The 13,018-nt window shown below is 42.0% G+C and carries 11 protein-coding genes; all 11 read right to left on the bottom strand.

What is annotated here, in order from left to right; translation table 11 throughout:
- Nucleotides 1–23 precede the first annotated feature (23 nt).
- The 11 genes from HM131_RS05235 to HM131_RS05185 all read right to left on the bottom strand — a co-directional run bounded on the left by HM131_RS05235 (nt 24) and on the right by HM131_RS05185 (nt 12,731).
- Nucleotides 24–257 (bottom strand): acetyl-CoA carboxylase, encoded by a 234-nt coding sequence (locus HM131_RS05235; protein WP_035545477.1) that lies wholly within the window; start codon nt 255–257, stop codon nt 24–26.
- A gap of 16 nt (nt 258–273) precedes the next feature.
- Complete coding sequence (locus HM131_RS05230; RefSeq protein ID WP_085028645.1) at nt 274–1,251, bottom strand: 5-oxoprolinase subunit C family protein; 978 nt, start codon at nt 1,249–1,251, stop codon at nt 274–276.
- Complete coding sequence (locus HM131_RS05225) at nt 1,244–2,131, bottom strand: 5-oxoprolinase subunit B family protein (RefSeq protein WP_085028643.1); 888 nt, start codon at nt 2,129–2,131, stop codon at nt 1,244–1,246. Before HM131_RS05225 ends, HM131_RS05230 begins: the two co-directional genes overlap by 8 nt.
- A gap of 49 nt (nt 2,132–2,180) precedes the next feature.
- Nucleotides 2,181–3,530 (bottom strand): 4-aminobutyrate--2-oxoglutarate transaminase, encoded by a 1,350-nt coding sequence (gene gabT / locus HM131_RS05220; protein WP_085028641.1) that lies wholly within the window; start codon nt 3,528–3,530, stop codon nt 2,181–2,183.
- Between the two features lie 18 nt (nt 3,531–3,548).
- The gene (locus HM131_RS05215; RefSeq protein WP_085028638.1) at nt 3,549–4,208 is read right to left on the bottom strand and encodes a GntR family transcriptional regulator; all 660 of its coding nucleotides are present in this window, start codon (nt 4,206–4,208) and stop codon (nt 3,549–3,551) included.
- Nucleotides 4,209–4,601: 393 nt separating this feature from the next.
- Complete coding sequence (locus HM131_RS05210) at nt 4,602–4,814, bottom strand: hypothetical protein (RefSeq protein ID WP_085028636.1); 213 nt, start codon at nt 4,812–4,814, stop codon at nt 4,602–4,604.
- A gap of 271 nt (nt 4,815–5,085) precedes the next feature.
- Nucleotides 5,086–7,758: a mannosylglycerate hydrolase gene (mngB, locus tag HM131_RS05205; RefSeq protein WP_232324876.1), complete on the bottom strand. Its 2,673-nt coding sequence runs from the start codon at nt 7,756–7,758 to the stop codon at nt 5,086–5,088.
- Nucleotides 7,759–7,783: 25 nt separating this feature from the next.
- Nucleotides 7,784–9,745 carry a PTS 2-O-a-mannosyl-D-glycerate transporter subunit IIABC gene (gene mngA, locus HM131_RS05200; RefSeq protein ID WP_085028633.1) on the bottom strand — a complete coding sequence of 654 codons (1,962 nt, stop codon included), beginning with the start codon at nt 9,743–9,745 and terminating at the stop codon, nt 7,784–7,786.
- 133 nt (nt 9,746–9,878) lie between these two features.
- Entirely contained in the window at nt 9,879–10,607 is a 729-nt protein-coding gene (locus HM131_RS05195) for a MurR/RpiR family transcriptional regulator (RefSeq protein WP_085028631.1), read from the bottom strand.
- A 367-nt stretch (nt 10,608–10,974) separates the two neighbouring features.
- Nucleotides 10,975–12,447: a sodium/pantothenate symporter gene (panF, locus tag HM131_RS05190; protein ID WP_085028629.1), complete on the bottom strand. Its 1,473-nt coding sequence runs from the start codon at nt 12,445–12,447 to the stop codon at nt 10,975–10,977.
- Entirely contained in the window at nt 12,444–12,731 is a 288-nt protein-coding gene (locus tag HM131_RS05185; protein ID WP_232324875.1) for a YhdT family protein, read from the bottom strand. The genes panF and HM131_RS05185 overlap by 4 nt, the downstream gene beginning before the upstream one ends.
- Nucleotides 12,732–13,018: the final 287 nt, after the last annotated feature.

The raw sequence follows: 13,018 nt of genomic DNA, 5'->3' as shown, positions 1-13,018 counted from the left end.
ATCTCCACTCCCCAATTTCAAAGTTATTCTAGTTCTGCAATGACTTGTCCAGCTTCTACTACATCGCCATCTTCTACTTTGATACTTTTGATGACTCCGTCAGCTTCAGCTTTAATTTCTTGGAAGCTTTTCATAACTTCCACAAGTCCTACAGCATCTCCAGCTTTAACAGCTTTCCCTTCCTCGACATACAGTGGTTTTTCTGGTGCTGGTCTACGATAAAATACTCCTGGTAACGGGGATACGATCTCACTCATAGTTAATTGCTCCTTTTTAATTGGTATGGATTAAGTTTCTGATTTCTTCTAAATTCTGCTTGGTCTCTTTACGTGCTTCCAGTGCCTCTTCAAGAGTGACAGAAACGAATTTGATCTTTTCGTTTGTCTTTGCCTGGGCAATGCGGTTCAAATCTGTACTGATGATCGTGGCCACAGTCGCATAGCCCCCACCTGTAACGGCATCATTCAATAGGGCTATGGGTTCAACGCCATCCGGTATTTGGATGGAACCGATAGGGTACCCGAGATCAACGACATTGGATGGATTGCTGCCTGCACCGAACGGCTGCTCACGTGGAACAAAGTCCAAGCGCTCTCCTTTCAATCGGTAACCCACACGGTTAGCTTCTGGCGTTACGGTCCATTCTAAATCAAGAAATTTCTGTTTGCTTTCTTCGGTTAGTCGATAGCTACACAAACCGATAATAATGCGGATATCATGTTTGTTTGTAAATTGAGGGATATATTGCTCTGGAACAGAAGTACCTATCTTAACGTCTTTTTCTTTCATGCTCCCAATGGACAAGGAATCATCTGCTGCCAATGCCCTTCCCTCATAGCCTCCGATTCCACATAGGGTATAAGTGGATCTAGAGTCCATGATCACAGGGACATCAATTCCTCCAGCGACTGCCAAGTAAGCTCTTGCTCCTTTTTTTACGAAATCAAAGGACAATACGTCTCCTGCCTTGACTTCAAGAGTTTCCCACATTGGGACGTCTTCTCCATTTACTTTTGGCGGAATAGTGGCTCCAGTAATGGCGATCGTGCTATTCTTTTCAAAAGCAAGTTCAGGTCCCATCATCGTAATCTCCAAACAAGCTGCACCCTTATCATTTCCTACAAGCATGTTTGCAATTCCATAAGAATATTGGTCTAGTGCACCAGATGGAGGCATTCCTGTCTCGTAGTAACCGATCCTTCCATCATCCTGTACTGTCGTTTGCAACCCTGGTTTTAATACCTTAATCATTATATAACCTCCTCAAAACCTCTTGAGAAAATGCATCTGGGTCTTTCAACACATCATCAGGCTTGAATTGGAACTCCTTTTTCCTATATTCAAATGTCCCAGCTTCCACCTGTTCGCGAATGGCGTCATATTCTTCTCGTGACACAGAACGGTACCGGAAAATATCTCCTTGACGCGGGAACACCATTGATTCCTGAAAATCTGGAAGCTTTTGTTCTTTGTCAAATACAGGTGTTGCTGAAATACCAAACATCTGGTAGCCACCCGCACCTTGCACAGGGTAAACAACGGAAAATCCTCCTCCAAACCCGAAGCATCTTTCCGGTGTAAAAGTTCGTGGACGAACATATTTTGGTACTTCAATTTGCTTTTCGCGAGGAACAATTTGGAAACAGAATGGCAGTCCCGGCACAAATCCAATCATTGATACAAGAAACGGTGAACCCGTAATCGCCTCAATGAATTCTTCTTTGGAATCATAGCCATTTATTCTGGCCGCATATTCAATGTCCGTAGATTCAGGATCCTGGTGACGATCCCGAAACTGCATAACGGCTTCATGTGTCCAAGGATCTTCAAATAGAACGGGTACATCGACTAAGCGTGAGTTAATCACAACATCATCAAGATTTTCGACAGAGCTCTCCAGTTGTTTCAACTCGTTAATCAAGTCATCCGCTGCTAATTCATCTGGATTGTAACGGACCATATAAGAGGCATTGGAAGGACAGATGTCCAGCACGCCTGGAATGTTTTTCTTTTTCAACTTTTCAGTGATAGCCATGGCTTGAAAGTTTACTTCGAGATTCATGTCTTCACTCATTTCAACAAAGATGAATTCATCTCCGCCATAACTGTAACGGGTAATAAAATCGTTCATTGTTCAATCACCTCTCTCCAATATTTAAAGAACCTTCCATATCCACTATTTAGTCAACTGCTTTTTCTAAGATGGTACGGAAGGAATTTTCAAGAATAGACAATCCTTCATCCAATTCCTCATCACTAATGACAAGCGGCATTAAGAAGCGAATGACATTTCCATACACTCCTGCGCCAAGGATCAACAATCCATTTTGCTGGGCATCTGAAATAATCCTACCGGCAAGTGTCTTATCTGCTGTCTTGTTTTCTTTATCGCTTACTACTTCCACGGCAACCATCGCACCTAACCCACGTACATCCCCTATACAATCCAGCTCTTCTGCTAGCTGATGGAAAAACCCTTTTACTCGCTGTCCGATAGCATTGGCGCGTGAATTTAATCTTTCCTCCTCAATGATGTCAATCGCAGCAAGTGCTGCACGACATCCCAAAGGGTTTCCACTGTATGTTCCACCCAACTCCCCAGCGTTGGCAGCATCCATAACTTCTCTTCTGCCAATCACACCACTAATCGGGGTGCCAGCTCCTAAGGATTTAGAGACCGTAATGATATCAGGGACAATATCGAAGTGCTCTGAAGCAAAATAGCTTCCAGTACGGCCGAATCCTGTTTGGATTTCATCTGCAATAAACAGAATTCCATGTTGTTCACACAGTTTTCTCACTGCTTGTACAAACCTCTTATCTGGTACGATGAAGCCGCCTTCTCCCTGAACTGGTTCCATCACAACGGCCGCGATTGTCTCAGGAGCTACTTCACTAATTAGAAAATTGTTGAATTGTTCTATCATGTAATCAATATACGCTTCTTCACTCATCTCCTTAGGACGGCGATAAGCATATGGAAAAGGGGCCTTATACACTTCAGGAGCAAAGGGACCAAATTCAAATTTATACGGTTTCACCTTACTGGTCATGGACATGGTCATTAGGGTACGGCCGTGGAAAGCGTTTGCAAAAGTGACAATACCTTGCCTTCCTGTGTACTTGCGAGCAACCTTAACTGCGTTTTCCACCGCTTCCGCTCCACTATTTTGTAAGAGTACTTTTTTGTCATGATCCCCAGGGGCAAGTTCAGCCAACCTTTCAGCAAGTGCAATATAAGGCTCATACATCATGACATTAAAGCCCGTGTGAATGAATTTTTCCACTTGGTCATGGAGGGCATCTTTTACCTTTTGATGGCAGTGGCCTACATTGATGGTTCCAATTGCACCGGCAAAATCGATAAAGGTATTCCCATCAACATCCGTAACTTTTGCTCCCTCTGCTTTTTCGGCAAATGTAGGAATTCCGTAACTGACAGCATCAGGGACGATGTTATGCCTTCTTTCTAATAGATCTCCAGCAATCGGTCCTGGTAAATTTGTATTGATGGATGCGTGTGACGTCATTTGTGTACCTCCCTATAGTTAATGGAATATCGATGGTCGTTCTGACAAATCCTTCAGCGTTGATAATAAGTGAGCCTCAATGGCCTGGCACATAGCATCAACATCCCGTTCTTTAAACGCATTAACCACACATGCGTGCTCTGGTATGGACTTTACATCTTCAAGCGGAGTAATATAAAAATCATCCTTTAGAATTAAATAGCCATCTGTCCACTGGTTAAGCGTTTTTATTTCTTGTAATAAATAACTGTTGCCGGAGATTTCTGCCGGATAAGAATGGATAAGCCCATTCACTTCCATGAAGGCTTCAAAATCCTTTGCTTTGTAAGCTTCTTTTTCTCTTTTTAGAAGATCCTCCATATAAGTTACGTCTTCTTCTTTCATGTTGGCTACGGCTAATTGGGCAGCATATTTCTCCAATACAACGCGCAGGTTAAATACATCCTCCAATTCTTTATCGGAAGGGTTGTACACGATTGCACCCTTATTAGGAACTAATTGAATTAAACCTTCATTCTCTAAGCGCTTGAACGCAGCACGTATAGGTGTCCTGCTCATCTTCAGTTCTTTACTGACCCAGTCCTCAGTTATCCGTTGACCTGCCACCAGTTTTTTTAGCATGATAGCTCTTTTCACCTGTTCATACGCTAATTCTTCATTATTTTTTCTGTTTGTCATGATTGACCCCACCATTGTATTCATAGATTGTATACAATCTGTCTAAGTTACTTATCATAATAACGTAAGCGATATCATTTTTCCAGTAATTTTTCAGAAAAAAGTGATTATTACCTACATTTCGACTTTTACATAGGTTCAATACGATAGAACTTTTGTGCTTTGGAAACCCGCTCTAGCTATTGCATTTACAACTACCACAGGATTAAAGATTGTTTGTATTTCTCAGTAAAAACTCTCTTAAACAAAAAAACTTGCCATAGGTTTTTCCCATGACAAGTATTTCGTGTAAGAACTATTCTTTTATTATACCTTTTATTTATATTTGATTGAAAAACACTAATACCTAAAGACAAATACAGCATTTGCGACAAAATTTATGAAAGGGGTATTCTATTCTAGATCAAAATCGTATAAATAAGCCACTAACTTGTCGAATTCTTGATCAGAGGAACATTCAATTTGTAAATCAATAAAAGTCATCACAACTTCTTCATCATCAAATGGGAAATGGCTGTTATCTACGTTGCTAAGGATGTCCCTATTGGAAAGACCTTTCTGCCGTAACACCTCGACTGCTTGCTTCATTGAAGATACTTCCGCCATGTGTATTCCTCCTTGTTTAAGGTAGACATTTCCTTACTTATATCTTTCCCTGTCAGGTTCGCTAGATAACTAGAATCGTGAGGAAAACCTGATAGGTAACAAGAATCCAAAAATATAGATCCTTGTAAGTATTACCTACTACACAGGAGCGTAATAATCCTGCTTTCAAATAAAGCCAATAATAACTTTTTTCCAATTGGTACGCGCTAAACTTCACAAAAAAAGGCACCTAATCCCCACCGAAATAACACGACGGGAATCAGGCACTTATTTATTTCACTAATATTGTTTTCACTTGATTAGAATTTACCGCAGTTTGAACCTTACCCTCACTAAACTCTATTGAAGATTGCTTCTCTTCATTCAAGTTGACTTCATAAGCTCCATTGTATTCTGCGCGAATACGAAAAGCTCCAGTTAGATTCTCCTCTGTTGGATTATAAGCTCGGATCACAAGCGCATCCTCGTTCTCAGCTTTCTTCAACGTACTCAATACCACATTAGAGTTCTCTTCTTCTAGCAACTGGTAAGACGTTGGCGTTTTCACTTTCGATTCATTCAGCTTCATCGCATTATGAGGAATTTTGTTATACGTGTGAATCGGAGTAAGATACTCTTTTGCCACCCGCGCGACTCCAGATTCCAGCGTACTTCCCTTATGAGTGTACAGGGCGAAGTCTAGGGACAGTTTTCCTAGCATTTGTGAATCCGGTGTTGGCAGTTTGATCCCAGAAGGACGGCCTGGACGACGGACTAAATCTGCTTTCCCTAAATGACCCACACTGCGGAACAGCGTAAGTGCAATCGTATCATAATCTTCTCCGACGATTTCGTACTCTCTTGTACTGTTTGTCAACAGACTCAGTCCGTGGTTTTGATCAGATAACCCTACGAAGCTTAACATTGGATAGATGGCATCCGGACGCTCGCTCCAGTTCTCATCCTCCCATACACCCATCGCAGAATCATAAACATCCCGTTTAATCGAGCCGAATTGATTATCCGACACGGAAAAAGAGGAAGCAATCCCTGTTGGAATAAATGCGCGAAGGCGATGGTCTTTGGCTAAATTCTCAAGTTCACCATTTACTTCTAACAGAGGTTTATGATTAGGAATTCGGATTTGTAAGTGGATATCTACTTTACTTGTAAACAGCTTTTGTTTTCTATCTTCTAGATTCTCCGGTACTGGAAGCTCATACCGAACATCAATCAGTCCTTCAAACTCGTTTTGACTGACCTTGATATCCGCTTCGACATCCGTACTGAAGATCGCCTTATCATTTTCTAGTGGGGAGTAATCATACTCATCCCCATCATCTCCAGTGTCCTCCAGAAGCAGGACATTCTCAAACCGTTTGTCTAACCGCTTATCCTTAATGCTTAGCGTCCCATTATTGTTTACATGGACGCGATAATAATCGGTCTCCACGGCATGCACTTCTTCATTTTCTACCGTTATATCGCCAGAAGTTTCTTCAACGAAAAAGGTGCGATAGCCCATAGATGGAACTGTTTCTTTCCATTGGATCTGATATTTGATAAAAGGATCATAGTTTCCATAGTGGACAATTTGACGATCAATGAGACCTGGGTCGATTTCTTCTGCTTCTAAAATCTGAAAGTCCGCTTGATAGCCATTTTCGTCTACAAGTACAAAGTTCTTGTACTTTGAAATTACTTCAGTCGTCACCACTTCTTCTCGCTCATAAGGGAGAAAGTTAAACAATGTCAACCGATCACCACTTTGATCCGTCTCGATCGCATCGACAATTTTCCGTTTATAAAACTCGATCAGGCGATCTGTTTTTTCTTCTGCAAGAAACAACCGGTTGGCGATTTCCTGATGGACTTTGTCCGAACAGCAGCAGCCGATACTGTCATGGGCGTGATTTTTCATGATTTCTTTCCAAATCAATTCGATTAATCCATGATGGTATTCGAACCCAAGATCATAAGCCATTGACGCCAGAGGCTCAAGGATGTTCGTCAACTTGTTTTCCACTCGTGTGTTCGCTGCTTTGATATCCATCCGTGTCGAGTAGATACTCCTGTGGACACGCATGTATTTTCCATCAAGAAATTCACCACTTATTGTCGGTAGGTCACTTTGCTTCTCAAGTTCCGCAAAGATATGTTCATATTTACTGAGGAAAAATTCCCTTTCTGGATAGAGCTTTTTTAATTTTTCCATAATCGGAAAAATATCTTTTTGGATTGGCATTTGGTCATGCCCATTCGGGAGCAAAAGATGGTCGGACGTTGCTCCTTTGTCCAAGACAGGAAAATACTTTTCCATTCTTTGCTTCAAAGCTTCTTCTTCTTCCGGTAGATACTTCCCGATCGCATACCCAAGCGGCAGCAGTTGTACGAGTACTTTTGAGCCGTCATCAGATTCCCAATAAAACTCTGTCTTATCCGTGCCATGACGCTCAGATGTTCCTCTCCAGAAAATTGAATACTTTATATCGAAGCCGTTTAAAATCTGCGGCATTTGTGAGCTTTGTCCGAAAGAATCCGGAAGATAGCCAATCATCATCGGATCACCGAACTTATTGCTATCTTTGATTCCATATAATAAGTTGCGCACAATGGATTCCCCGCCAACGACCATTTCATCCGTTTGCGTGTACCAGGGTCCGATGATCAACTTGCCTTCCTGGACAAGCTTTCTTACACGCTCCTCATTTTCTGGTTTCACATCAAAGTAATCTTCAAGAATGGAGGTTTGTCCGTCTAATACATAATAAGGGTAGTCAGGATCATTTTCTAACCGATCCATTATCTCTTCCATATTATTCACGAGTAGGATACGCGACTCTTCGGTTGAAAAGTACCATTCACGATCCCAATGCATGTGGGGAACGACATGTACCTGCTTTGTCCTTACTTTTTTCTCTGTTTGATGATTCATTTGCCTATCTTGTATAGTCATTTCACTCATACAGAATCCCATCCTATCATGTTGATTAACTAACAGCCTCTTTCATTTCAACTTGCTTTTCATCATTTTTTTCCTTACGTTTACGAGGCTGCTTTTTTAACTTGTTTTTTCGAGTGATGATTAACAGGACCATTGAAATGAATGCCCCGATAAGAGCTGCCCCTAACCAAATACTAGCTGCTACGAACAGCGAAGGTCCTTCTACTAGAGCAAGAGAGAAAATGCCTGCTCCTGGTACACCGAGTCCTATATCAAAGTAGGCCACAATTCCTCCCGTAACTGCAGACCCTGCAATTAATGATGGAATCACGCGTAATGGATCTTTGATCATAAACGGAATGGCTCCTTCTGTAATTCCAGCCAGTCCTAACAGCCATGTCTGTTTTCCGATTTCCTGTTCTGGTTTTGTAAAGTATTTCTTTCCAAAAATCGTCGCGCCTGTTACACCAAAAGCAGAAACCATTTTGACAGAAGCGAATGCTGCATAAGGCATGATGTTTCCACTTGCCATCGCCCCGATACAGAATGTGTAAGCAGCTTTGTTGACAGGTCCGCCTAAGTCAAAGGAAACCATGGCTCCAAGAATGACACCAAGCAGAATTGCATTTTTACCTGACATGCCTTCCAGCCAGCTGATTAACCCCTGGTTCAGCGCTGCTAACGGTTCTCCAATGACAAACAGCATGATACAGCCGACAGACAGTGTTCCGAGTACTGGATAAAGCCAAAAGCTTACAAAGCCTGAAAATGTTCCTGTAGTCTGGAGTTTTTTCTTTAAAAACTTAATGATATAACCGGCTAGTAAACCACCTAGCATACCGCCTAAGAATCCGCTTCCAATTAAATTCGCACAAATACCAGCCGCAAAACCAGGACCTAGTGCTGGTTTATCTCCAATAGAGTAGGCCATGTAAGCCGCTAATACTGGAACCATCAGTGTCCCAAGCAGATTTCCACCTAACTGGCGTAAGAGCCATAGCCAGGACCCTTCAGTTTCATAGACTTCCTGCAGTCCAAATGCCTGGGAGACAAGAACGGCAAAAGCAAGGGTCATCCCGCCAGCGACAATAATCGGAATGATATAAGAAATCCCTGTCATGACCGAGTCTTTGATTTCTGTTTTAAACGGTTTGTCTTCCGGTTCTTCTTCCACTTCTACTTCGGGAGCCTCTTGACGAGCGGGAGCTTTCTCTGCCTTGTCCAATGCTTCCTTTAACAACCCTTCAGCATTTTTCAGTGGAGCCGCTACAGTCGTCGTCACTTTCGGCAGGGAAGAGAACCTCTTCTTGTCCTTCACCGCAACGTCTGCGGCGAAAATAACCGCATCTGCTTTAGCCACCTGTGATTTGGAAATACGGTCTTCTACTCCATTGGCCCCCTGTTTTTCAACAAGCACATCGACTCCGAAATCGTTCCCAGCTCGTACAAGTGCTTCTGCGGCCATATAGGTATGGGCGATTCCTGCTGGACAGGCCGTAACAGCAAGAATTGTTTTACCTGTATGGGAAACCGCACGTTCTTTTTCTTCCTCTTCTTGATCAAGAGCCGCATACAAAGCCTTGCTCGTCTTTGCTTGTAACAATCGTTCCTTATAAGCTGGGTCGGCCATACGCGTCATCAGCTCAGATAAGAGCGACAAATGTGTAGAACCTGCCTCCGCTTCAGGAATTGCAAGCAGAATAACAAGCTCAACTCTATTGTTTTCGTCAATGCTTTCCCAATCGTCTAAAGGAGATTGAAGAGTAGCGACAGCGAAAGACGCTTCTTTCACAGCTGGCGACTTCCCGTGAGGAATCGCGAGCCCTCCCTCAAAGCCGGTAGCCGATAACGTTTCACGTTCTACGACAGATTGATAGAATTCTTCTTTAGAATGAAGCTTTCCTTCCCGATCTAACTGTTCAACTAAATACTGAATGGCCTCATCTTTAGACGTGAAGGACACATTCGTATGGATCAAAGCTGTGGAGGTCAAATTTTGTAATTCCATGATTTTCTCCCTTCTTTCAGCTGGATGACTAACTTGATATCATCCTAGCATAGGAAAAGTAAGCGCTTGCTTTTCTTTAAAAAATTACACATCCACCAAGATAAAGCAGCTTAACATGTGTATTTATACACACCTATTTCGCTTCCCAGAAAATGTTGGAAAGGATCTGCAGCATGAACATCATTGGAGTTTTATCAGAGACGTTGTAATTCTCAAGCTTCTTCTTCGGTGAGTGAAAAAATAAATTCAGGTCAGCTATTTTCTGTAATGAATTACGGTCAAAGTGGGTTAAAGAGATAACCAACACTTCTTTTTCTTTCGCTAACTCTGCAATCTCCAAAATCTGCTTGGTTTCTCCGGACATGCTGAGAACGACTAACACATCCTGGTTTTTCGCATGGTTGACCGCATACACCGCATCATGCCGGTGCAAAAAATGCTCGGCCGTCTTTCCCCCAATCTTAAGATGGGTTGATAAGATTTCACAAAAAGGCAACGTATCTCCGACCCCAAATATATAAATTCGCCGCGCTTTATGTAAGTGATCCGCGACTTTGTTCAAACGATCATAATCGACTAATTCCATCGTTCGTTTAATGTTGGATTCTACTGTTGAACCCTCTGAAGAGCCTTCTTCCTTCACTTCTTCTTTTAAATGGTTTTTAAGCTGAGAAAACCCATCGTATCCAAGCTTCTTTGACAGCCGAATGATCGTATTCGGAACAGTGTACAATGTTTCCGCCAGCATTTGTATCGACATCTGAATCACTTCATTCTTATGATCCATAATGTAATCAATAATTTGGTCATCCGTGTCGTTTAGCTTGTATTCATATTTATGAGCACGATCTTTTAAGTTCAATGACGTTCCTCCTAACTAAGGTGGTGAATGTAGGATTATGCATCCTCCAATAATGAATAGCGTTCGATTAACTATTAGTAGTAGTATAAAAGAATTCCATAAAAAGAAGTAGGGAAATAAAGAAAAGATTGTCGACTGAACATGGAAGATTGAAAAAAATAAACTGTATATAACCATAATTATCTATGTAAATAAAAAATAGACAGCTCCGCTCCTGCAGAACTGCCTAACCCTAACATGGTAAGTGTTGATATTTAATTTAAACCGGCTCCCAGCTATAGCATAGAAACCAGCAAGATCGGGTCGGTGTTGATGAAATAACTCTCTCGATCAACTTCCGCTGCCTGTATGCTTGTATAAAACATCATTAAAAGCTCCTTTCTAACTTCTCCTGAGTCATTGACTGATCATTTACCCATGCCTTTGTTAAAAGACTCACAGTTACAAAAGCAATTAAGGATAAAATAATCGGAAAGACCACATTATGCATGCCAAGTAAATTTGGATAAAACTGATCCACAATGATATAAGAAACAATACCGACAACCATCGAAGCTAATGCACCATACTTATTCCCTGATTGCCAATAAAGTCCAAGAACAACCGGCCATATAAATGTTGCTTCAAGACCTCCAAAAGCGAACAAATTCAGCCAAATGAGTAAATCAGGTGGGCTCAAGGCCATCAAAAACACGAGAATTCCAAGAATTGCTGTTACACCGAAACTCATTCTTTTAACTGTCATAGTTGAGGCATCTGGTTTGATGTAATTCAAATAAACGTCTTTCACAACCGCAGAACTTACAAGTAACAGTAGGGAGTCTACCGTGGACATGATCGCGGCCATGGGTGCTGCCAGTACGATCCCAGCCAGCCATGGTGGTAACACTTCTTGAGCAATTAGTGGCATCACTTTATCTCCCACTTCAATCCCAGGTAAGATAGGGCGGGCGAATACACCAATTAAGTGCATATTCAACATAATAAAGCCAACAACAATCGTTCCGATAATCAGCGCCTGGTGCATGGAGCGTGAATTTTTATAGGACATCGCACGAACTGTCACTTGGGGCAAACCGACGACTGCGACACCAACGAGAATCCAGAAGGAAGATACATAGGTTGGGCTTAATCCTCCATCTGCACCATAAGGAGTGACTAAATTGGGGTTCTCAGCAGTTAAATCTGCCATGATACTCCCAATTCCGCCCCCTGCTAAAATGGTCGCAATTAACAAGATGAGTGTTCCGCCAAACATGACCACTCCCTGTACGGTATCTGTTAAAGCAACCGCTCTGAATCCACCGATAATAACGTACACAAGGACTGATACAGCAAAGACGGACAATGCCGTTGTATAATTAAAGCCTGTCAGAGACTCTATCAACCTGGCACCGCCCACCCATTGGGCCGCCATGGCTGAGAAAAGGAAAACAATAATACTGAATGCGGCTGTCAACACTACCCACTTGCTTTGATAACGGCCTTTTAAAAAGTCGATCAGCGTGACCGCATTATACCGGCGTGCCATAATGGCAAATTTCTTTCCAAGAATCATTAATACAAAGTAACCAGTCACCACCTGCGACATCGCTAGGAGCACCCAGCCAAGTCCTTGCGTGTAAGCCACTCCAGGACCACCAATAAAACTACTCGCACTACCATAAGTTGCAATCATCGTCATGGCAAGAATAAATCCACCTAATCGACGACCTCCTAAGAAATACTCTTGTAAGAAAGACTCTTCCGTTGTATTTCTTAATGATCTGCTTGACCAAAAACCAACCATGAAAATGACGACTAGAAAAATGAACAGAGAAATAATTACACCCAAGTTCATGACTGTTCACCTTCTTCCTCATCAAAAGGCACTTCTACAAACCAAACTTTCACCACAAAAATAACGAGTAAAACCATCACAACAAATCCGAGCACACAACTGAAAAAAAACCATGCAGGTAAGCCAAAGACATATGTATAGTTTTCAGGTGACCGGTCACCCAGGCCGTAGGCGAAAGCAAACCACCAGATAAAATTGAATATAGCTAAGCCGACGCCAATTAACGCTTCGCGGTTGGCGATCTTAAAGCGTTTATCCTGTTTCCTCTTTTGAGGCTTTTCCAACTCCCCCATCTCCTTCTTTCTGAGATCTAGCATTCTATTAACAAGTGTAATTAGTGCAGCTTGATATCACAAGTCATTCGTTTGATTCCCTCTATTTTAAGTAATAGAAAGTACTGTACTGTTCTCCATACCATCCGAGTTTGGATGTAGAGGAGAAAACTATAAGATAGGAAAGTCTTGCACTCTCACTATTTAATTATCAATTAATTCCAGAAATAGCTACAGCCTCATCGTTTTAAAGGCGATTCTTTCATACACACCGAACTTCACCAAAAAAGGCTGACTCT

The sequence above is a fragment of the Halobacillus mangrovi genome, from assembly GCF_002097535.1.
In the GTDB taxonomy this organism is placed as follows: Bacteria; Bacillota; Bacilli; order Bacillales; family Halobacillaceae; genus Halobacillus; species Halobacillus mangrovi_A.
The sequence above is the reverse complement of the archived record's forward strand: the minus strand, read 5'-3'. Positions and strand labels throughout refer to the sequence as shown.